The following is a 21,224-nucleotide window of genomic DNA, read 5'->3' as shown; positions in this document are numbered from 1 at the left end:
GGCACAACCGCTTTCTCAGGCTTTTATTGCAAAGTGTGTTGCTCGAGGAAATCCATCGGTTGCAGGCCTTCGCGGCTCACCAGTCGATTCAACTCGACCCGAGGCAAGCGAACGGCCAGCAGGCAGATGCCTTCTTCGTCGTGTTCTTCTTTCTGTACCGCGCCGAGCTCGAAAAACTGCGCACGCAGTCGAGCAAAGCGTTGCGGCAAGCGTAAGGTACCCACAAACAAATCACCGCCCAGCAACTCGGCAATGGCTTGCTCAAGCAATTCCAGACCACTTCCATCACGCGCCGACAGCCAGACCCGTTGGGGCTTGCCGTTTTCGTCGCGCTGGATTTGTGGCTCAACGCCTTCAAGCAAATCGAGTTTGTTATAGACCTCGAGGATCGGCAAGTCCTGGGCTCCGATCTCACCCAGCACCACCATCACCTGCTCGATCTGCAACATGCGATCCGGTTCGGCCGCATCGATCACGTGCAACAGCAGGTCTGAGTTGCTTGACTCTTCGAGCGTAGACCGAAACGCCTCGACCAGTTTGTGGGGCAAGTGGCGTATGAAACCCACAGTGTCGGCCAGGACAATCGGCCCCAGGTCGTCGAGTTCCAGACGGCGCAAGGTCGGGTCCAGCGTGGCGAACAACTGGTCAGCCGCGTACACGTCGGATTTCGTCACGTTATTGAAGAGCGTGGATTTGCCGGCGTTGGTATACCCCACCAGGGACACGGTAGGAATATCCGCACGCGAACGGCCGCGTCGCGACTGTTCGCGCTGACTGCGCACTTTTTCCAGCCGGCCCTTGATCTGTCGCAGGCGAACCCGCAGCAAACGGCGGTCGGTTTCCAACTGGGTTTCACCCGGGCCACGCATACCGATACCGCCACCTTGACGCTCAAGGTGGGTCCAGCCACGAACCAGCCGGGTGCTCATGTGGTCAAGCTGGGCCAGTTCTACCTGGAGCTTGCCTTCATGGGTACGGGCACGTTGGGCGAAAATATCGAGAATCAGACCGGTACGGTCGATCACGCGACACTCGAAAACACGTTCGAGGTTACGTTCCTGACTGGGCGTGAGGATGTGATTGAAGATGACCAGATCTGCCTTTTCGGCATGGACCAGGTCGCGCAGCTCCTCGACCTTGCCGCTGCCAATCAGGAATTTGGCGGTTGGCCGATGACGCGGCACGTTAAAAAACGCAACGGTCTCGGCGCCGGCCGAATTAGCCAACTCCTGAAACTCCTGCGGATCTTCGCGCGCCTCAGGGTCCTGTCCATCCAAGTGAACGAGGATCACTCGCTCACCACCACCGTGGCGCTCAAAGAACAAAGGAGACTCCTATCAGGCGTTACCTGGCTCAGCGTCACCTGCTTCGGATTCGGTTGCGCTAGGCAGACGAATTGGACGAACCGGCACCACTGTAGAGATAGCGTGTTTGTAAACCATCTGGCTAACGGTGTTTTTCAGCAGGATAACGAACTGGTCGAAAGACTCGATCGTGCCTTGCAGTTTGATCCCGTTGACCAGGTAGATGGAAACCCCAACTTTCTCTTTACGTAAAGTATTCAAGTAAGGGTCTTGTAGCGAATGCCCTTTTGACATGTGCCGCACTCCTTTAAGGATTCAATATAAAAAATAGGTAAACAGATGGCTTGAGCCGTCACACCCCCAAGGATAGACGGCAATTGCAAGGACTCAGCTCAATATGGAGATGGTCCCAAGGTATTTCAAGGCGCGCGGCAGATTGTCGCAATCGAGGCTGTCCAACCAGTGTAAATCAGCCCAACTGCGTAGCCAGGTGAACTGGCGCTTTGCCAATTGGCGCGTGGCAATGATTCCCCGCTCCTGCATCTCGGCTTGCGTCAGCTTGCCATCCAGGTAATCCCAGACTTGTCGGTACCCTACAGCGCGTATAGACGGCAACCCTGAATGCAGGTCACTTCTCGTACGCAGGGCTACGACCTCGTCGATGAATCCCTGTTCCAACATATTTGTGAATCTTTGTTTAATACGGGCGTGCAGTACCTGACGATTAGCCGGAGCGATGGCCAAGTTCGCGACAGTATAGGGCAATTGTTGCAGTCCCGAAGCGGCTGCTTCAGTACTTTGCGCAGATTGTCTGAGTCGCAGCTCGGTCATGCTCTGACCGCTGACACGATAAACTTCCAGTGCCCGACTGAGACGCTGGGGATCGTTCGGGTGAATTCGCGCGGCGGAGACCGGATCAATCAGCGCCAATTGATCGTGCAGGGCCTGCCAGCCAAGGCGTGCAGCCTCTTCTTCGATTTGCGCGCGAACCTCTGGATCGGCCGCCGGCATTTGCGCCAGACCTTCGACCAAAGCCTTGTAGTAGAGCATCGTGCCGCCTACAAGCAGCGGAATTTTGCCTCGCGCGGTGATCTCGGCCATGGCCTCCAAAGCATCACGACGAAAATCCGCCGCCGAATAGCTCTGCGCCGGGTCGAGAATATCGATCAAGCGGTGTGGGAATTCGGCCAATAGTTCTTTGGAGGGCTTGGCGGTGCCGATGTCCATGCCGCGATAGACGAGCGCCGAATCGACGCTGATCAGTTCGCAAGGCAGGACTTTGGTCAGTTCGATAGCCAGATCGGTCTTGCCCGCAGCGGTCGGGCCCATCAGAAAAATCGCTGGAGGAAGCTGGCTCATCAACGACCGCGCAAGAACAGTTTGTCCAGATCGTCCAGGCCCAATTGGGTCCAGGTCGGTCGGCCATGGTTGCATTGACCGCTGCGTTCGGTGTTTTCCATGTCCCGCAGCAGGCCGTTCATTTCAGGCAAAGCCAAGCGTCGATTTGCCCGGATCGCGCCGTGGCAGGCCATGGTGCCGAGCAGTTCGTTCAGGTGCGCCTGAATCCGGTCACTGGTGCCGTATTCCATCAGGTCGGCCAGTACGTCGCTGACCAAGCGGTTGGCTTCCGCCTGCTTGAGCAGTGCCGGGATCTGCCGGATCGCCAGGGTTTCCGGACCAAGGCGCTGCAATTCAAAGCCCAGCCGCTGGAACCAGGCGATGTTCTCTTCGGCGCAATCGGCTTCGCGCTGGCTCACGGCCAGGGATTCCGGGACCAGCAGCGGCTGGCCACTCAGGCCTTCGCTGGCCATGGCGACTTTCAGGCGTTCGTACATGATCCGCTCGTGAGCGGCGTGCATGTCCACCAGCACCAGGCCTTGGGCGTTTTCCGAAAGGATATAGATGCCCTTCAGCTGCGCCAGCGCATAACCCAGTGGCGGAATGTCGTCCTGCCCGGCCGGCAGCGCTACTGCGTTGGCTTCGGGCAATGGCGCGAAGAACTCGCGGTAGGCCGCCTGGGCTTCCGCAACCGGCACGCCAGATTGAGGCCGCGGCGTGTACTGATACTGATATCCGGCGCCAGCACCCGAACCTGCCGCCGTATTGAACGACGGTTGCGCTTGCGGCTGTTCCAGCAAGGCATTGGCCGCCAGACGCATTTCGCCTTGCGGGCCGAACTCACCGGCATCGATGCCGGTAGGTCGGACGATGGCCGTCGCCACGGGTGCCGCCAGATGATCGTCCGGCCGCACATCGCCCAAGGCGCGGTGCAAGGTGCCGTAGAGGAAATCGTGAACCATGCGCCCGTCACGGAAACGCACTTCGTGCTTGGTCGGGTGCACGTTGACGTCAACGCCCGCCGGATCGACTTCGAAAAACAGCACGAACGTCGGGTGCCGGCCGTTGAACAGCACGTCGCGATAGGCCTGGCGCACCGCGTGGGCCACCAGTTTGTCGCGCACGGCACGGCCATTCACAAAGAAGTACTGCAAGTCTGCCTGGCTGCGGTTGAACGTCGGCAACCCGACCCAACCCCACAAATGCAGGCCATTGCGCTCGATTTCGATCGGCAGCGCCTGCTCCAGGAACCCCGCGCCGCAAATCGCCGCCACACGCCGGGCACGGGACGCATCATCATGAGCTTCGTGCAGACTGAGGATGGTCTTGCCGTTGTGGCGCAAATGGAACGCCACGTCGAATCGCGCCAAGGCCAGGCGTTTGATCACTTCTTGCAGGTGATCGAATTCGGTTTTTTCAGTCTTGAGGAATTTGCGCCGGGCCGGGGTGTTGAAGAACAGGTCCCGCACTTCCACCGAGGTGCCCACTGGATGGGCGGCCGGTTGCACACGGGGTGCCATGTCCCGACCTTCGGTTTCGACTTGCCAGGCCTGATCAGCGTCCTTGGTGCGGGACGTCAGGGTCAGGCGCGCCACGGAGCTAATCGACGCCAGGGCTTCACCGCGAAACCCGAGGCTCATCACCTGTTCGAGGTCTTCGAGGTTTCGAATCTTGCTGGTGGCGTGCCGCGCCAAGGCCAGCGGCAGGTCATCGGCAGAAATGCCGCTGCCGTCGTCGCGCACTCGCAGCAGCTTGACGCCGCCCTGCTCGACATCGACATCAATGCGCTTGGCGCCGGAGTCGAGGCTGTTTTCCAGCAACTCCTTGATCACCGATGCCGGGCGCTCGACCACTTCACCGGCGGCAATCTGGTTCGCCAGTCGCGGGCTAAGCAGCTCGATACGAGCGGTATTGGTCAGCGCCTGGTTCATTCTTTGGCCGCCAGTTCAGTGCCGGGAATGGTCAGGGTCTGGCCGATTTTCAGCTCATCGCTTTTCAGATTGTTGGCGCTGCGCAGGGTCGCCGGGGACACCTGATAACGCACGGCAATCATCGCCAGCGTCTCGCCCGGGCTGACGCGATGGTCACGCGGCCCTTGGGCGATCTTGCCCGAATCGCGCAGCCAGGCAATGTAGGTGCCCGGCGGCGGGTTCTGCTGGAAGAACTGGCGGACGCCGGCGCTGATGGAACGCGCAAGCGCCTGCTGATGGCTAGCTCCAGACAGCTTGGTCGCTTCATTAGCGTTGGAGATGAAGCCGGTTTCCACCAGGATCGACGGAATATCCGGCGACTTCAGGACCATGAACCCAGCCTGCTCGACGCGTTGTTTGTGCAACGGCGTGACGCGACTAATGTTGCTCAAGACCTTTTGGCCAACGTCCAGGCTGGAGGTCAGGGAAGCGGTCATCGACAGATCGAGCAGCACGCCAGCGAGCATGCGGTCCTTGTCGTCGAGGCTGACGCTGCCGGCACCGCCGATCAAGTCAGAACGGTTTTCGCTATCGGCCAGCCAACGGGCGGTCTCCGAAGTGGCGCCGCGATCTGACAGGGCAAACACCGATGCACCAAAGGCTGCGGCGGAAGGCGCGGCGTCGGCGTGGATCGAGACGAACAGGTCGGCGCCTTTCTTGCGGGCGATTTCAGTACGGCCACGCAACGGGATGAAGTAGTCGCCGGTACGGGTCAGTTCGGCGCGGTAGCCCTTCATGCCGCTGATCTGGCGCTGCAGCTCACGGGCGATGGCCAATACCACGTCTTTCTCATGCTGGCCGCGAGAGCCCGAGGCACCCGGGTCTTCACCGCCATGACCAGCATCGATGACCACAACGATGTCGCGCTTGCCGGCCGGAGCTGGCGGCAGTTTCACCGGAGGATCGACTGGGGTGACCGGGACCGGAGCCACCGTCGCGACGTTGCTCGGCGGCGGCGGAATGGGGGCGGCGGCTTCGGCGCTATCGAACAGGTCGACCACCAGGCGATTGCCGTACTGGGCGTTCGGCGCCAGGACGAAGCTTTTCGGCGTGACGGCTTTTTTCAGGTCGATGACCACCCGCAAGTCGGTTGGCGTGCGCTGGGCCGAACGCATGGCAGTAATCGGAGTATTGGAGGTGTTGACCTTCAACGGCGCACCGAGGGTCGCGCCATTGATGTCGATGACCAGCCGATCCGGCGAAGTCAGGGTGAACACGCTGTGCTGCACAGGCCCCGAGAGGTCGAACACCAGTCGTGTGTTATCCGGTGCTCGCCACAGGCGAACGCTGTTGACCTTCGAATCGGCCACAGCGTCGACGGTCACCGCCAAAAACAACAATCCTACGGCAGCTACCATCGCGCGAAAGCGCATACCTGACCCCATCATTTAATTGGTTTCCAATGCCAAAGCGGCACACCACGACTCGCCACGCGAGCCTTGTGGCAAAATTTTCAGCGAACGCCCGCTGTCTTGCGGGCTAATGGTAATGGTCAGGTCGGGCTTTGGCAAAAACCCTGCACCCTTCTGGGGCCATTCGATCAAACACATGGCATCGTCGTCGAAGTAGTCGCGGATGCCGAGGTACTCCAACTCTTCCGGATCGACCAGTCTATAGAGGTCAAAATGGAAGGCCCGGATGTCGCCAATCTCATAGGGTTCGACCAGGGTAAAGGTCGGGCTTTTTACCGCGCCCACATGCCCCAAGCCACGGATGATGCCACGGGACAGCGTGGTTTTTCCCGCGCCGAGATCGCCCTCGAGAAAAATCAGGCCATGCCCTTGGGTGGTTTGCGCAATCCGCGCGCCAAACGCGGTCATCGCTTCTTCATCCGCCAGGTACAGGATTATTTCAGACACGGTGCTTGCTCCTCCAACAACTGACGAATGGCTGGGATCAGATCACTGGCCGCCAGCCCACGGCCCGATTTACCTTCCTGTGCACCGGCATTGGCGTGTAGCCAGACCGCCAGGCACGCGGCGTCGAACGCCGCCATGCCCTGGGCCAGCAAGGCACCGACCAGACCGGCCAGTACATCGCCCAGACCGGCGGTGGCCATCGCCGGATGGCCCTGATGACAAACTGCCAAACGCCCATCGGGGCTGGCGATCAGACTGCCGGCACCTTTTAGAACCACTACAGCTGTGTATTTTTTGCTCAATACGTGAGCGGCGGCGGGACGATCCGCCTGAACTTCGGCGGTGGTCATGCCCAGTAACCGCGCCGCTTCGCCCGGATGCGGGGTGATGATGCAATCTGCGGGCAACTTCACCTGTTCTTCGGCCAGCATATTCAACGCATCGGCGTCCCAGACTTGCGGCAACGGCGCGTTGGCAGCAGCAGACAACAAGCTTTTGCCCCAAGCCGCCTGACCCAAGCCTGGACCGACGACTAACACGGACACCTGTTCAAGCAATCCCATGAGCTGATTAGCCGACGAAGTGCCCAACACCATGGCTTCAGGGATTCTCGCCAGCGCGGCCGGAACGTGTTCGCTGCGCGTGGCCACGGACACCATGCCGGCACCACTGCGCAACGCGCTTTGCGCGCTCAGCAGGATCGCGCCGCCAAAACCGCGATCACCGCCGATCAGCAGCACATGACCGAACTTGCCTTTATGCGAGGTTGGCGCCCGAGCGGCCAGGCGCGGCAGGTTACTCGCCGTCAGGCGACGGGCGCTGATGGCGGCACTTTCGATCAATTGCGGGTCAGCGTGCAGATCATTGAAAACCAACTCGCCCACCACGTCCGCCGCATCACCGGTGAACAGTCCCAGTTTCAGACCGATGAACGTCACGGTCAGATCAGCCCGAACGGCCGCGCCAAGCACGCGACCGGTATCGGCACACAGCCCCGACGGGATATCCACCGCCGCCACCGGCAGGCCGCTGGCATTGATCGCGGCGATGACGCTGGCGTAAGGCTCACGCACTTCACCGGCCAGGCCAGTGCCCAGCAGCGCATCCAGCATGATGCCGCGCAGTTCGGCGTTGGCGCTCCAGGCGTCGATCATTACTTTTTCAGAAACGGCTTCGGCATGGGCCAACGCCGCATCACCTTGCAAACGCTGAGGTTCACCGACCGTCAACACCCGCACCGTCCATCCGGCTCGCCGGGCCAGCACTGCGACCAGATAACCGTCGCCAGCGTTGTTGCCGTGACCGGCCAGCACCGTCAATTCGTTCGCGGTTGGCCACTGGCGGACCAGCGCACGCCAGGTCGCCCGGGCCGCACGCTGCATCAATTCGAAGCCCGGCGTGCCGGCCGCGATCAGGCTCGCATCGAGCCCACGCACTTGCGCGGAGCTGTACAGCGCGTCGGGTAAATCATCTTTAGTGTGCGGCATGCGTCTTCGGGCTCCGATGTCTGGCAGAATTATACGCATCTCAGCTCCGGTTTCTCTCGCCTCATGCCCGCTATTACTACAGACCTCCCCGCCCTGGCCCAATCCATCAAGGACTGGGGCCGCGAGCTGGGCTTTCAGCAAGTCGGCATCAGCGGCCTGGACCTGGCCGAGCATGAGCAGCACCTGGAGCGCTGGCTCGAAGCCGGCTACCACGGCGAAATGGAATACATGGGCGCCCACGGCAGCAAACGCTCGCACCCGGAAGAACTGGTGCCCGGCACGTTGCGTGTAGTGTCCCTGCGCATGGACTACCTGCCCGGCGACACGCAAATGGCGCAATTACTGGCCCAACCGGAAAAAGCCTACGTATCGCGTTATGCCTTGGGCCGCGATTACCACAAATTGATCCGTAAACGCGTGCAACAACTGGCAGAAAAAATTCAGGCCGTGATCGGCCCGTTCGGTTACCGCGCCTTCGTCGACAGCGCCCCGGTGCTGGAAAAAGCCATCGCCGAGAAGGCTGGCCTTGGCTGGATCGGCAAAAACACCCTGGTCTTGAATCGAAAGGCCGGCAGTTATTTCTTTCTCAGCGAACTGTTCGTCGACCTGCCACTGCCGGAAGACCCGCCCCACGCTACCGAACATTGCGGCAGCTGCACCGCGTGCCTGGACATCTGCCCGACCAACGCCTTCGTCGGCCCGTATGTGCTGGATGCCCGGCGCTGCATTTCCTACCTGACCATCGAACTGAAGAGCGCGATCCCGGAAGACTTGCGACCGCTGATCGGCAATCGGGTGTTCGGCTGCGACGACTGCCAGATCGTTTGCCCGTGGAACCGCTTCGCCCGTCCGTCCGGCGAAAGCGACTTCAAGCCACGGCACAACCTGGACAACGCAGAACTGGCCGAACTGTTCATGTGGGATGAGGAACGGTTTCTCAACAGTACCGAGGGTTCGCCGTTACGCCGGGCCGGTTATGAGCGTTGGTTGCGAAATCTGGCGGTCGGCCTGGGGAATGCGCCGTCGAGTATTCCAGTGCTGGAAGCGTTGAAGGCGCGCAGGGATTACCCGTCAGAACTGGTGCGTGAGCATGTCGAGTGGGCCCTGAAACAACACGGACTGGCGTAGGACGCGGAACCGTGTGTAGATCAGGCTTCGTCGTTGTAGACGAACTTCGGCATTTCCCAGTGAAACCGAATCGCCAGCAAGCGCAGCAGAAAACCACCAAACAGCGTGATCAAAATTGCCTGTTCACCTGGTAATTCCAAGTAGATGCAAAGCATGTAGCACCACGCCGCCGCAAACGAGACGCTGGCGTAGAGTTCGCGGCGGAAGATCAGCGGAATGTCGTTGCAGAAGATGTCCCGCAGGATGCCGCCGAAAACCCCGGTGATCACGCCGCTGACCGACGCCACCAGCATGCCGTGGCCCATTTCCAGCGCCGTCATGCAGCCGATCAGCGTGAACGCGACCAAACCCACGGCGTCGAGCACCAGAAACAGCGAGCGCAGGTGACGCATCCAGCGGGCGGTGAAGACGGTGAACATCGCCGCGACCGAGGTCAGCACCAGGTATTCCGGGTGTTTGACCCACGTCAGCGGGTAGTGACCGAGCAGCACGTCACGCACAGAACCGCCGCCCAACGCCGTGACGCATGCGATCAGCACCACGCCAAACCAGTCCATGCCGCGACGGCCGGCAGACAAGGCACCGGTCATGGCTTCGGCGGTAATGGCGATCAGGTAGAGCATCAGCAACATGGTGGCGGTCCTGGCAGGAGGGCGCGCAGTCTAGCCATTTCGTGGCGGCACCAAAAGAGGGCAATCAGAAAGCCTGTGGCGAGGGGGTTGCCCCCGTTGGAGTGCGAAGCGCTCCCCTGCATCCCGTCAGTCATACCGCATGCACAGGTTTACGACTGCTTCGCAGCCGAACGGGGGCAAGCCCCCTCGCCACAAGACGCCGCCACATCAGAACTTGATGAAATGCTTACGGTAGTGCTGCAACTCGGCAATCGATTCGCGGATATCGTCCAGCGCCAAGTGAGTGCTGCCTTTTTTGAAGCTGTCACGCACGTCCGGCGCCCAGCGTGCGGCCAGCTCTTTGAGCGTCGACACGTCGAGGTTGCGGTAGTGGAAGTAGCTTTCCAGAGATTTCATGTGCGTATAAAGGAAGCGACGGTCCTGGCAGATGCTGTTGCCACAGATCGGCGACTTGCCCTTTGGTACCCATTTTTCCAGGAAGACGATGGTTTCGGCTTCGGCTTCGGCCAGCTGATGCGGCTATCGCGAACCCGTTGGGTCAGGCCCGAGCCGCCGTGTTGACGGGTGTTCCACTCGTCCATGCCGGCGAGGATCGCGTCGCTGTGGTGGATGGCGATCACCGGGCCTTCGGCCAAAGTGTTCAGATCACTGTCGGTGACAATGGTCGCCATCTCGATGATAACGTCGGTATCAGGGTTCAGACCGGTCATTTCCAGGTCGATCCAGATCAGATTCTGCGGGTTTTGCATGTGTCGGCTCCTAGGCAATGCTGCGCAGTTTAGCCTAGGCAACCGGCCGGGCGTGCTAAACTCGCGGCCGTTTTACCTAATCGCTGCATTCTTGATACGGAACACCCATGGCCAAACGCCAACTCAATCGTCGTCAAAACTGGCGCATCGAAAAGATTCAGGGCGAACGCGCTGCCCGCGCCGCCAAACGCGAGTCCTCGGCTGTCGAGGCACTTGAGGGCGGCGACCTGGGTCCGGAACAGACGGGCCTGGTGATCGCGCACTTCGGTGTGCAGGTCGAAGTCGAAGCGCTCGACGGTGAGCTGGCCGGCCAAGTGTTCCGCTGTCACTTGCGTGCCAACCTGCCGGCGCTGGTGACCGGCGATCAGGTGGTCTGGCGTGCCGGCAACCAGGGCATCGGGGTGATCGTGGCGCAACTGCCGCGTAAAACCGAACTCTGCCGCCCGGACAGCCGTGGTCAGCTCAAGCCGGTTGCGGCCAACGTCGACATGATCGTCATTGTCTTCGCCCCGCTGCCTGAGCCCCACGCCAACCTGATCGACCGTTATCTGGTCGCTGCTGAGCACGCCGGGATTCGTCCACTGCTGCTGCTCAACAAGTTCGACCTGATCGACGAGCAGAACGCCCCAGCGCTGAATGCCTTGCTGGCGGTTTACCGCACGCTCGGTTACCCGGTGCTGGAAGTGTCGGCCCACCACGGCAACGGCATGGAGCAATTGCAGGAGCAACTGGACGGGCGCATCAGCGTATTCGTCGGCCAGTCCGGCGTCGGCAAGTCGTCGCTAGTCAACAGCCTGCTGCCGGAAGTCGAAACCCGCGTCGGCCCGTTGTCCGAGCTGTCCGGCCAAGGCACTCACACCACCACCACTGCGCGATTGTTCCACTTCCCCGGCGGCGGTGAGTTGATCGACTCCCCGGGCATCCGTGAATTCGGCCTCGGCCACGTCAGCCGTGCCGACGTCGAAGCCGGTTTCATCGAGTTCAACGACTTGATCGGCACCTGCCGCTTCCGCGACTGCAAGCACGACCGCGAACCGGGTTGCGCGCTGCTCAAGGCGTTGGAAGATGGGCGTGTGCAGCAGCAGCGGATGAATAGCTATCGCTCGATCATCGCGAGTTTGCCGGAGACTAGTTACTAGACCGGCACGAAACCTGTGGGGGCGGGCTTGCTCGCGAAAGCGGTATGTCAGTCAACATTGATGTTGAAGCTGATGGCCCCTTCGCGAGCAAGCCCGCTCCCACAGGGTTTAAGTGCTCCAAAAAAGCCGCGATCATCTCGCGGCTTTCTGGTTTCAGGGCTCTGCTTTTTCCAGCGTCCAGCCCCGGCAAGAAATTTCAGATCGCGCCTACAACTACTAATCTCACCAGCAAACCGCTTCCAACAGGAAAACGCGACCCACCTGACAATCAGGTCGGCTATCAGGCCGCCTCGCGGTGCTGTTGCGGTGTTCGCCCCCTCGAGAGGCCGAGTGGAGGTTCTGCGCAGTGGGCAACCCGGCATGGATGCCGGGTTAGCCGCCCCCGGCCATGGATGGCCGATGGCGGCGGGCCCACGGAGCAGGACCGGAGCGAGGGCATGCCGAGCCTGGGCGAGGCACCGAACGAAAGGGGCAAAAGCGCTTGGTTACTTGGCGCTTTTCCAAGTAGCCCGCCGTAAGGGCGGAACCTTAGGCAGCCGTTACCGCAGAAACGGATATGTACACCATCCAAAAATAGATCGACTCGAAGGCCGCCATCGCGAGCAAGCTCGCTCCCACAATTGATCGATGTACATCTGCAAAAGACAGGTCGGCTACCAAGCCGCCTTCGCGGGCAAGCCTCGCTCCTACAGGGACCGTGCCCACGCTGAAAATGAAAGCAGCACAAAAAAGCCGACATCTCTGTCGGCTTGATTGTTGTGGGTCACTGCTTGGGCGGTTCCGCCGGTTTGGCCGGATCACCCGGCTTCGGCGCCGGATCTTCAAACAGGTTCAAACGCTCACGAAGTTCATGAGCCGGTACCGGTTGCTTGTCCGCAGGCACAGCATTCGGATCGACCGGTGTGGCCGGTGCCGGCGGTGCTTCACCCGGAGCGCCCTGCCCTGGTGTCGGCGCTGGTTCGGCACCTTGTGAACCTTCGATCGCGGCCTGAGCCTTCTTCGTCAGTACAACGATGTCGATACGACGGTTGACCGGGTTGAACGGGTGCTCCCGGTCGAACAACGCCGACGAGGCATAACCGACGACACGTGCAACTTGCGAATCCGGATAGCTACCGGCAACCAGCGCACGGCGAGCGGCGTTGGCACGGTTGGCCGACAATTCCCAGTTACCGAAATCACCAGTGCCGGAGTACGGCTTGGCGTCGGTGTGACCGCTGATGCTGATCTTGTTCGGCACCGCTTTGATGGTATCGGCCATGGCCAGCAGGATGTCTTCGAAGTACGGTTTCAGACGAGCCGAACCTGAGTCGAACATCGGCCGGTTATCCGCGTCCATGATCTGGATGCGCAAGCCGTTCGGGGTGATCTCGAACAGGATCTGGTCCTTGAACTTCTGCAACTGCGGGTTCTCTTCGACCTTGTTCTGCAGTTCTTGCAGCAGCAATTCCAGGCGTTCTTTCTCGACCTGTTCGGCCATGCCTTCGACCTGGTCGGTATCGACCGTCACCTTGTCCGGCTGCGGCTGGGATTTCACCTCAGGGTTGAGGGTGTTCTCCGGCGCCAGGGTCGGTGTGCCGCCCAAATCGATGATGTACGGCGTGCCGCTTTCGGAGAAGCCGACCGGGTCTTTGAAGTAACCGGCAATGGCGATCTTCTGTTCCGGCGTGGCAGTGGACAGCAGCCACAACACCAGGAAGAACGCCATCATCGCCGTCGCGAAGTCAGCGAAGGCGATTTTCCAAGCGCCCCCGTGATGCCCGCCAGCAATGCGCTTGACGCGCTTGATGATAATCGGCTGATTATTTTCCATGGCTTAGCGACCGCGAACGGCTTGTTCCAGCTCGGCAAAGCTAGGACGGTGCGCCGGGTACAGAACCTTGCGACCGAACTCCACCGCCAGCGATGGCGGCATGCCGGAAGCCGAAGCGACCAAGGATGCCTTGATGGCTTCGTAGACGTTCAGTTCTTCCTTGGCGTCGTGAGCCAGGGAGTGAGCCAGCGGGCCGAAGAAGCCGTAAGCCGCGAGAATACCGAAGAAGGTACCGACCAGCGCCGCACCAACGTGCATGCCGATGGCTTTCTGGTCGCCTTCGCCCAGGGAAGCCATGGTCACCACGATACCGAGTACCGCCGCAACGATACCGAAACCCGGCATGGCGTCGGCAATGCCGTTTACCGCGTGGGATGGGTGTTCCAGGTCTTCTTTAAGGCTGTAGAGCTCCATGTCGAACAGGCCTTCAAGCTCATGGGGAGCCATGTTGCCGGACGACATGATGCGCAAGTAGTCGCAGATAAACGCGGTCATGCGTTCGTCTTTCAGTACCGCCGGGTACTTGGCGAAGATCGGGCTGGCAGAGGCATCTTCAATGTCGCCTTCGATGGCCATCATGCCTTCGCGGCGGCTCTTGTTGAGGATCTCGTAGATCAGGCCCAGCACTTCAAGGTAGAAGGTGTGGCTGAAGCGCGAACTGAACATGCCCAAGGATTTCTTGAGCACGTGCAGGGTCATGTAACCGGGGTTGGCCTGCAGGAATGCGCCAAGGGCCGCACCACCGATAATCATCACCTCGAAAGGCTGGATCAGGGCGGCAATCTTGCCGTGGGAAAGCACGTATCCGCCGAGCACGCTCGCGAATACGACGATGATGCCGATAATTTTAGCCATAGGTAGGAGAGTACTTACTGAGTCGGGTTCAAGGTCATATTCGGAAGTTAAAAAATCTCTTCTTCTACTTATCGGCAAAACTGCGCCAGACTATAGCCAGTTCAGGCGAAAAGCCAATTTAGCCCGCGCCGGGCGTGTTTACCGCCAATGATGATCCCGTCCAGCCATGGCTAACGAAACGAACGTTCCAACCCCAAAACCGACCACTCTTGAAGGCTGGGTCAAGCTTCTCGATGGAGTGCGCCTGCCGGTTCCGCAAGAGAGTCATGACCGGGTCTGCAAAGCCATTCGCGATAGTCGCAGCTCATTGCGCGACATCGCCGAGCGGATCCAGGACAGCCCGGCCCTGGCCTTGAGCGTGATTCGCGAAGCCAACCGCCACACCCACGGCAGCATGAGCGAGCCAGCGGAAAACCTTGAAGTGGCGCTCAGCCGCCTCGGTTTGAAACGTGCCGAAGAGTTGCTCGCTCGCCTGCCCGCCGTACCTCAGGCCGAGATCCCGGTGGCCCTGCGCCAATTGCAACTGATCAGCCAGCACGCGACCCAACAGGCCAACGGTTTTTTCGCCAGTCGCCTGGCGCGGCTGTGGCAGGACATTCATTGGGGCAGCCTGCTGTTTCTCTCGCCGCTGTGGCCGATGGCGCTGACCCATCCACAGTTGCTCGAAGAATGGGAACTGCGAGTCATCCATAAAGGTGAGTCGGCTCGCAAAGTCGAAAAGCAATTGTTCGGCGTGCGCCTGCTGGAGATCTGTCTGGCGCTGGTGGATATCTGGCGCCTGCCGATCTGGGTGCAACAGGGCTATCGCCTGCTGCTCAACGAGCAACGGGAACTGGTGAAAGTCCTGCGCATCGCCCGGGACAGCGATCATCCGTTGCGTCAGCAAAACCGCCTCGACGACGATCCAACCCTGCGCCGCTGGCTCAACCAACCGGCTAACACCGTGCTGTTGGCCAACGGTCTGGCGCTGTCGGCGCAACAGGCCTGGGACAGTCCGCACAGTGAACGCTGGCAGTTCCTGACCAGCCTTTACCTGCAAATCTCGATGGATGAAGTGCAACAGCAATTGCACCAACAGGCCGCCAACAGCGCCCGACATCACGCCATGCCGGACCTCTGGCACCCGGCGGTTTCGCTACTGTGGCCGTGGGGCATGAATCACATTCACGCGGGTTTGCTGCCGGCCCCGGCACCGACCACCGAAGATCTGACAAAGTGGCGCAAACAATGTGCCGAACTGTTGGTGGAGCCGAGCCGTTTTACCAATGCAATGCACCTGACCACCTCGGCGCGGGATGCACTGGTGGCCTGCGGCATGCGTCGGGTGATGATCCTGATGGCCGACCGCACCCACGCCAATCTGCGGGTGCATCAAACGGCCGGGCTGGCGAAAGAAGCCGCCGGGCTGAATTTTGCGGTTAGCCAAAGCAACGTGCTGCAACGCTTGCTCTCGCAGCAAGCCCAGGTACGCCTGACGCCGGACAACAATGCCCAGTTTTCGGCCCTGCTCCCTGCCGGCCTGCGTTCACAGTTTGGCGGCGAACACCTGTTGCTGCGTTCACTGGTCAATAATGGCCGGGTGATCATGATTGTGGTGGCGGATCAGGGCGGCGGGCCGTTCTCGGAAATCACCGTGCAAGCCTTCGGCAAAACCGCGCAGTGCATTGAAAAGGCACTCCACAGCTTTAGCACCCGTGGCCAATAGGCTGCGCTACAATCCTCCCCTTTGTGCTCTGGAGACCTCACATGTCTGACTTCTCTGGCTTGCCGCTGGTCATCGAGCCGAGCGACTTGCTCCCGCGTCTCGACGCCCGCGATCTGATTCTGGTGGACCTGACCAGCAGCGCCCGCTACACCGAAGGGCACCTGCCCGGTGCGCGTTTTGTCGATCCGAAACGCACGCAACTCGGTCAGGCGCCAGCGCCAGGTTTGCTGCCGACCCACGCCTCCCTTGAAGCATTGTTTGGCGAACTGGGCCACAACCCTGATGCGGTCTACGTCGTTTATGACGACGAAGGTGGCGGCTGGGCTGGCCGGTTTATCTGGCTGCTGGATGTCATTGGCCACAGCAAATACCACTATGTCGACGGCGGTCTTCCGGCCTGGCTGGCAGAAGGCTTGCCGATGTCGATCCAGATTCCGGCCCCGGTCGGCGGCCCGGTTGCCTTGACCCTGCACGACGAACCCACCGCCACCCGCGAGTACCTGCAAAGCCGTCTCGGCGCTGCGGACCTGGCGATCTGGGACGCCCGTGGGCCGCTGGAGTACTCCGGCGAGAAGGTCTTGGCGGCCAAGGCCGGGCACATCCCGGGTGCCGTGAATTTCGAATGGACTGCCGGCATGGATCAGGCGCGCCACCTGCGCATCCGCACCGACATGCCACAGATCCTCGAACAACTCGGCATCAGCAAAGACAAAGAAGTGATCACCCACTGCCAGACTCACCACCGTTCTGGCTTCACCTATCTAGTGGCCAAGTCCCTCGGTTATCCGCGGGTCAAAGGCTACGCCGGCTCCTGGGGCGAATGGGGCAACCATCCCGACACCCCCGTAGAGATTTAAGGTTTTTAAGGACAGTTAATGAATAAGCGTTTGTTTATCCTCAGCCAATACCTGCTGCCCCATCACTTGCTCTCGCGACTGGCCGGCTGCATTGCCGAATGCCGCGTGCGCTGGTTCAAGAACGTCTTCACTGCGTGGTTCGCCAAGCGTTATCAAGTGGACATGTCTCAGGCACTGGTCGAGGACCTGACCGCCTACGAGCACTTCAACGCATTCTTCACCCGCGCCTTGAAAGACGGCGCGCGTCCACTGGACGAAACCCCGGGCGCGATCCTCAGCCCGGCCGACGGTGCGGTCAGCCAACTCGGCCCGATCGAACACGGTCGCGTGTTCCAGGCCAAGGGCCACAGCTTCAGCGTTCTGGAACTGCTGGGTGGCGATGCCGCCAATGCCGCGCCATTCATGGGCGGTGATTTCGCGACCATTTACCTGTCGCCGAAGGATTACCACCGCGTGCACATGCCGCTGGCCGGCACCCTGCGCGAAATGGTCTACATCCCGGGCCGGATCTTCTCGGTCAACCAGACCACCGCCGAAAACGTCCCGGAACTGTTCGCCCGCAACGAGCGCGTAGCGTGCATTTTCGACACCGAGCGCGGGCCGATGGCCGTGGTGCTGGTGGGCGCGATGATCGTGGCGTCGATTGAAACCGTTTGGGCCGGGTTGGTGACGCCGCCGAAACGCGAGCTGAAAACCTTCCGTTACGACGAAGCCGCCCGTGCGCCGATCCATCTGGAGAAAGGTGCGGAACTGGGTCGCTTCAAACTGGGCTCGACCGCTGTCGTGCTGTTCGGGCCGGATCAAGTGAAGTGGGCTGAAGAGCTGGCGGCCGGCACGCCAGTGCAGATGGGCCAGGGCATGGGTTTGCCAAAAGCCTGATGTCCTTGAGCTGAACCCCGCATTCTTCGCGGGGGTTGGCTCCTCCTGCAAGCACCATCCCCTGTAGAAGCACGGCTTGCCGGCGAAGGCGTCCTTGAGATCGCCTTCGCTCCTACAGGTGGGGTGAGCATGTTGGAATACCGCTTGTTGCCTTAGGTGCTACAGTCAGGTCATTCACTGCCCATTTCCCGGTTGGAGCTTTTCCACGGCATGAATGAGACCAGCCCCCGCTATTACTGCGAGCACCGATTCCGACGCAGTCACGCCTGTCGTTCTGCGAAGCCACCCCGCGCGACCTCAAGCGCTGGATCGCCAACCTGCCCAAAGCCAACATTGGCGAAACCGCTCGCCAGTTGTATCAGGGCCTGAGCGAACTCAATCAATTGCTGACGCCCAGCGACAATCGCCTGCAACTGCTCGAGTTGTTGCGACCCGAGGTGTATTACGTCTGCAAGCACCTGGAACGGCATTTCCTGCATCAGGCGATTGTCCTCGACGAGCGCTCGCGCAAGATCGCCAACCTCTGCCAGGCGCTGCAAAGCCATTTGGCGATCGGCTACAAACAGATCGTCATGCGGATCGCGCCACGTTTCAGCAAGGACCGCGCGCCGCTGCTCACTCAGGCGCTGCAACGGGCGATCCATTGCCTGAACGGCCCGTTGATCCGCGCCACCCAGCTCTACTGCCCGGTGCCGGAAGGGGTCTGGCTGGAGCTGCATCAGTTGTATCGAATCGGCTGTGAGCATCGACTGCAAACCATCAGTGTGCGCGATGAACTGGCCAGTGAGACGCCAGACCTGAGCATCGAAAACACCTACGTCGCCGCCCTGCTGTTGGGCGCCTCGCGCTGCAATCAACTGCGTCAGAACCAGATCGCCCGGCTCGCCGAGGTGCTGGAACCCTGGAGTAAATGGATCAAGCTGCACCCCGGCCTCCCCGGTGATGAGCTGTTTGCTGTCGCGCCGGACCTCGACACCGGGCCGCGCTATCGTGCCAAGTTCCGCGCCGAGCAGCAGGAGGGTTTGCTCGGGATTGATCCGCAGCCGCTGGTGGCGGCCATCGAAGCCCGCCTGCTCAATCCAGGCAACGATTCCTCCACGCTGCCCGTACCGACAGGCTTGAATCCGGATACGCTGCAACACCTGCACGCAGCGTGGGGCCAAGCTGCCGAGCGCAGCTTCCAACGCACCGTCGGCAACGGCACCTTGACCCTTTGCGTGGGCATGAGCGCGTTGCACTTTTATCTGGGCGGGCAGCGTTCGTTCAGCGACATTCTGAAAAACCCCGCCGGGCGGCTGGCGCAGTTTTCGGCGGCGTCCCCGGCAGGTGGAGGCAAAGACAATTGGAGTCATGCCTTCGACGCCGCGCCCAGTGGCAACGGCGATGCCCTGCTGCCTTACGAAGAAATTGAATACCCGCAACTGCAAAACGACGACAGCCACGAGGCTGGCGACCGTAACCAGCACTTCCCGACTTACGCGCTGCCGGTGGTCAATCACAGCCCCGGCGGTTATTGCCTGGCGTGGCCCGGTGCGGTGCCCGCCGAGCTACAGGCCGGTGAAATGGTCGGTATTGAGGATTCTGCCGGTCAGGGCTGGAGCATCGCCGTTGTGCGCTGGATTCGCCAAGTGCGCGGCGGCGGCACGCAGATGGGTATCGAGCAAGTCGCACCTTACGCCGAGCCTTGTGGCCTGCAATTGGTGCGCACCCGAGACGATCACAGTCAGTACCTGCGCGGCCTTCTACTGCCGGCCATCAGCGCCATCGACTTGCCCGCCACCCTGCTGGCCCCGCGCTTGCCGTTCCAGGAAGGTAACAAGGTACTGATCAACACCAACGGCCATGAACGGCGCGCCGGGCTGGATCGACGAGTGTCGAGCACCAACAGCTTTAACCAGTTTGCCTATCGCTCGCTGGAGGCCAGTAAAAACGAAAACGCCGCAGGGAGCGGCGTGGTCGGGGCGCAAGAGGATTTTGATTCGTTGTGGAAATCGCTTTGAGAGCGAGCCCAATACCTGTGGCGAGGGGCTTGCCCCCGTTCGGCTGCGCAGCAGTCGTAAATCCATACAACTCGGTCTGACTGAACGAATGCAGGGGCCGCTCCGCGACCCAACGGGGGCAAGCCCCTCGCCACAGAAGCCAGCTCAGGCAACCGAGTACTCAGAGCTGCCCGTCACGATCCCGAAAGCCCAGCAAATACAGCACACCATCCAGCCCAAGGGTGGAGATCGCCTGTTTCGCCGACTGCTTGACCAACGGCTTGGCGCGGAACGCCACGCCCAGCCCGGCAATCGCCAGCATCGGCAGGTCGTTGGCACCATCGCCCACAGCAATAGTTTGCTCCAGACGCAAACCTTCCTTGTGGGCCAGCTCTTTCAGCAGATCCGCCTTGCGCTGTGCATCGACAATCGGCTCGACCGCCACGCCCGTCACTTTGCCGTCCACCACTTCCAGTTCGTTGGCGAACACGTAGTCGATACCCAGTTTGGCCTGCAATTGCTTGGCGAAGTAGGTGAAGCCACCAGACAGGATCGCGGTCTTGTAGCCCAGACGCTTGAGTTCGGCGAACAGGGTTTCGGCACCCTCGGTCAGACGCAGCGAGGCGCCAATCGAGTCCAGCACGCTGACGTCCAGCCCTTTGAGCAAGGCCAGGCGTTCCTTGAAGCTTTCGCGGAAGTCCAGCTCACCAGCCATTGCCCGCTCGGTGATTTCAGAGACCTGATCACCCACGCCCGCCGCCTTCGCCAGTTCGTCGATGACTTCGGCTTCGATCAGCGTCGAGTCCATGTCAAACACCGCCAGACGACGGTTGCGACGGAACAGCGAATCTTCCTGGAAGGCGATGTCGACGTTCAATTCCTGCGCGACGCTAAGGAATTCAGCCCTCAATGCCTGTGGATCGGCCGCTTCGCCACGCACGGAGAACTCGATGCAGCCCTTGCCCTTGTCGGCCGGGGTGTCCAGCGGCATGCGCCCGGACAGACGATCGATATGGTCGATGTTCAGCCCGTATTTGGCGGTAATCGAACTCACGGCCTGCAATTGCCCGGCGGTCACTTTGCGGGTCAACAGGGTGACGATGTGGCGTTTTTTACCCTGATTGCCGACCCACTGCTGGTAATCCTCTTCGGACACCGGCGTGAAGCGCACCTGCTGATCGAGCTCGTAGCCCTTGAACAGGATGTCTTTGAGCACCGACTTGCCCTGCAAAGTGTCAGGAATTTCAACCAGGATGCCGAACGACAAGGTGTCGTGGATCACTGCCTGACCAATGTCGAGAATGTTCACACCACCCTGGGCCAGAACGCCGGTAATGGCCGCAGTCAGACCCGGACGGTCGACTCCCGTGATGTTTATCAGGACGATTTCGCGCAAGGCGCACCCCCGCAGGTGGAAAAAAACCGCATTCTACCCACTTTCAGTGACCATCGGGCACCGTCAGCGCTTTGCCGGTCTTGGGCCTGTCGCTATACTGCGCGTCAACTTCACGGACAAAAGAGCCGAGCTCA

The 21,224-nt window shown here is 60.7% G+C and carries 16 protein-coding genes and 2 pseudogenes; 6 read left to right on the top strand and 12 right to left on the bottom strand.

The genetic code is table 11. From position 1 onward, the window contains the following. Nucleotides 1-23: 23 nt before the first annotated feature. The 7 genes from hflX to RHM58_RS11240 form a co-directional block, all read right to left on the bottom strand. Nucleotides 24-1,325, bottom strand: coding sequence for a ribosome rescue GTPase HflX (gene hflX / locus RHM58_RS11270; RefSeq protein WP_201200127.1), 1,302 nt, complete (start codon nt 1,323-1,325; stop codon nt 24-26). A 12-nt stretch (nt 1,326-1,337) separates the two neighbouring features. Then, on the bottom strand, nt 1,338-1,598 hold the full coding sequence (gene hfq / locus RHM58_RS11265) for an RNA chaperone Hfq (RefSeq protein ID WP_007902656.1): 261 nt from the start codon (nt 1,596-1,598) through the stop codon (nt 1,338-1,340). 93 nt (nt 1,599-1,691) lie between these two features. Beyond that, nucleotides 1,692-2,663, bottom strand: coding sequence for a tRNA (adenosine(37)-N6)-dimethylallyltransferase MiaA (miaA, locus tag RHM58_RS11260; RefSeq protein ID WP_201200123.1), 972 nt, complete (start codon nt 2,661-2,663; stop codon nt 1,692-1,694). Next, nucleotides 2,663-4,573 (bottom strand): DNA mismatch repair endonuclease MutL, encoded by a 1,911-nt coding sequence (gene mutL, locus RHM58_RS11255; protein ID WP_416195305.1) that lies wholly within the window; start codon nt 4,571-4,573, stop codon nt 2,663-2,665. The genes miaA and mutL overlap by 1 nt, the downstream gene beginning before the upstream one ends. Continuing rightward, nucleotides 4,570-6,000: an N-acetylmuramoyl-L-alanine amidase gene (locus RHM58_RS11250; protein ID WP_274610060.1), complete on the bottom strand. Its 1,431-nt coding sequence runs from the start codon at nt 5,998-6,000 to the stop codon at nt 4,570-4,572. Before RHM58_RS11250 ends, mutL begins: the two co-directional genes overlap by 4 nt. Next, complete coding sequence (tsaE, locus tag RHM58_RS11245; protein ID WP_201200122.1) at nt 6,001-6,471, bottom strand: tRNA (adenosine(37)-N6)-threonylcarbamoyltransferase complex ATPase subunit type 1 TsaE; 471 nt, start codon at nt 6,469-6,471, stop codon at nt 6,001-6,003. Further along, a complete protein-coding gene (locus RHM58_RS11240) occupies nt 6,459-7,958 on the bottom strand; it encodes an NAD(P)H-hydrate dehydratase (protein WP_322270387.1) in 1,500 nt (499 codons plus the stop codon). The genes tsaE and RHM58_RS11240 overlap by 13 nt, the downstream gene beginning before the upstream one ends. Before the next feature lie 63 nt (nt 7,959-8,021). Here RHM58_RS11240 and queG point away from each other — a divergent pair, with 63 nt between their 5' ends. Further along, the gene (queG, locus tag RHM58_RS11235) at nt 8,022-9,086 is read left to right on the top strand and encodes a tRNA epoxyqueuosine(34) reductase QueG (protein WP_322270386.1); all 1,065 of its coding nucleotides are present in this window, start codon (nt 8,022-8,024) and stop codon (nt 9,084-9,086) included. Nucleotides 9,087-9,106: 20 nt separating this feature from the next. Here queG and RHM58_RS11230 read toward each other — a convergent pair whose 3' ends face one another. Both RHM58_RS11230 and orn read right to left on the bottom strand, forming a co-directional pair. Then, nucleotides 9,107-9,718, bottom strand: a complete 612-nt coding sequence (locus RHM58_RS11230; RefSeq protein WP_201200116.1) for a trimeric intracellular cation channel family protein — start codon at nt 9,716-9,718, stop codon at nt 9,107-9,109. Between the two features lie 207 nt (nt 9,719-9,925). Continuing rightward, nucleotides 9,926-10,467, bottom strand: a pseudogene (gene orn / locus RHM58_RS11225) (oligoribonuclease). 107 nt (nt 10,468-10,574) lie between these two features. Here orn and rsgA point away from each other — a divergent pair. Next, nucleotides 10,575-11,606, top strand: coding sequence for a small ribosomal subunit biogenesis GTPase RsgA (gene rsgA / locus RHM58_RS11220; RefSeq protein WP_201115147.1), 1,032 nt, complete (start codon nt 10,575-10,577; stop codon nt 11,604-11,606). Nucleotides 11,607-12,369: 763 nt separating this feature from the next. Here the strand turns inward: rsgA and motB are convergent. Next, entirely contained in the window at nt 12,370-13,419 is a 1,050-nt protein-coding gene (gene motB / locus RHM58_RS11215) for a flagellar motor protein MotB (RefSeq protein ID WP_201257196.1), read from the bottom strand. Nucleotides 13,420-13,422: 3 nt separating this feature from the next. Continuing rightward, the gene (gene motA / locus RHM58_RS11210) at nt 13,423-14,274 is read right to left on the bottom strand and encodes a flagellar motor stator protein MotA (protein ID WP_201200111.1); all 852 of its coding nucleotides are present in this window, start codon (nt 14,272-14,274) and stop codon (nt 13,423-13,425) included. A 166-nt stretch (nt 14,275-14,440) separates the two neighbouring features. Between motA and RHM58_RS11205 the strand changes: the two genes are divergently transcribed. The 4 genes and pseudogenes from RHM58_RS11205 (at nt 14,441) to RHM58_RS11190 (ending at nt 19,715) form a co-directional block, all read left to right on the top strand. Then, nucleotides 14,441-15,979 (top strand): HDOD domain-containing protein, encoded by a 1,539-nt coding sequence (locus RHM58_RS11205; RefSeq protein ID WP_201200110.1) that lies wholly within the window; start codon nt 14,441-14,443, stop codon nt 15,977-15,979. 41 nt (nt 15,980-16,020) lie between these two features. Next, nucleotides 16,021-16,836: a thiosulfate sulfurtransferase gene (rhdA, locus tag RHM58_RS11200; RefSeq protein WP_201200109.1), complete on the top strand. Its 816-nt coding sequence runs from the start codon at nt 16,021-16,023 to the stop codon at nt 16,834-16,836. An 18-nt stretch (nt 16,837-16,854) separates the two neighbouring features. Then, a complete protein-coding gene (asd, locus tag RHM58_RS11195; RefSeq protein ID WP_201200101.1) occupies nt 16,855-17,715 on the top strand; it encodes an archaetidylserine decarboxylase in 861 nt (286 codons plus the stop codon). 210 nt (nt 17,716-17,925) lie between these two features. Continuing rightward, nucleotides 17,926-19,715: pseudogene (locus RHM58_RS11190) on the top strand (molecular chaperone). A 160-nt stretch (nt 19,716-19,875) separates the two neighbouring features. Here RHM58_RS11190 and serB read toward each other — a convergent pair. Beyond that, entirely contained in the window at nt 19,876-21,090 is a 1,215-nt protein-coding gene (serB, locus tag RHM58_RS11185; protein WP_201200097.1) for a phosphoserine phosphatase SerB, read from the bottom strand. Nucleotides 21,091-21,224: the final 134 nt, after the last annotated feature.

The organism is Pseudomonas sp. 10S4 (genome assembly GCF_034344865.1).
Lineage (GTDB): Bacteria > Pseudomonadota > Gammaproteobacteria > Pseudomonadales > Pseudomonadaceae > Aquipseudomonas.
This window is presented reverse-complemented; position numbering and strand designations above follow the sequence as displayed.

What these genes read in the sequence shown, in the direction of transcription:
- hfq (WP_007902656.1), bottom strand. Translation starts at nt 1,598, where the DNA reads ATGTCAAAAGGGCATTCGCTACAAGACCCTTACTTGAATACTTTACGT.
- miaA (WP_201200123.1), bottom strand. Translation starts at nt 2,663, where the DNA reads ATGAGCCAGCTTCCTCCAGCGATTTTTCTGATGGGCCCGACCGCTGCG.
- mutL (WP_416195305.1), bottom strand. Translation starts at nt 4,573, where the DNA reads ATGAACCAGGCGCTGACCAATACCGCTCGTATCGAGCTGCTTAGCCCG.
- RHM58_RS11250 (WP_274610060.1), bottom strand. Translation starts at nt 6,000, where the DNA reads ATGATGGGGTCAGGTATGCGCTTTCGCGCGATGGTAGCTGCCGTAGGA.
- RHM58_RS11240 (WP_322270387.1), bottom strand. Translation starts at nt 7,958, where the DNA reads ATGCCGCACACTAAAGATGATTTACCCGACGCGCTGTACAGCTCCGCG.
- queG (WP_322270386.1), top strand. Translation starts at nt 8,022, where the DNA reads ATGCCCGCTATTACTACAGACCTCCCCGCCCTGGCCCAATCCATCAAG.
- RHM58_RS11230 (WP_201200116.1), bottom strand. Translation starts at nt 9,718, where the DNA reads ATGTTGCTGATGCTCTACCTGATCGCCATTACCGCCGAAGCCATGACC.
- rsgA (WP_201115147.1), top strand. Translation starts at nt 10,575, where the DNA reads ATGGCCAAACGCCAACTCAATCGTCGTCAAAACTGGCGCATCGAAAAG.
- motB (WP_201257196.1), bottom strand. Translation starts at nt 13,419, where the DNA reads ATGGAAAATAATCAGCCGATTATCATCAAGCGCGTCAAGCGCATTGCT.
- motA (WP_201200111.1), bottom strand. Translation starts at nt 14,274, where the DNA reads ATGGCTAAAATTATCGGCATCATCGTCGTATTCGCGAGCGTGCTCGGC.
- RHM58_RS11205 (WP_201200110.1), top strand. Translation starts at nt 14,441, where the DNA reads ATGGCTAACGAAACGAACGTTCCAACCCCAAAACCGACCACTCTTGAA.
- rhdA (WP_201200109.1), top strand. Translation starts at nt 16,021, where the DNA reads ATGTCTGACTTCTCTGGCTTGCCGCTGGTCATCGAGCCGAGCGACTTG.
- asd (WP_201200101.1), top strand. Translation starts at nt 16,855, where the DNA reads ATGAATAAGCGTTTGTTTATCCTCAGCCAATACCTGCTGCCCCATCAC.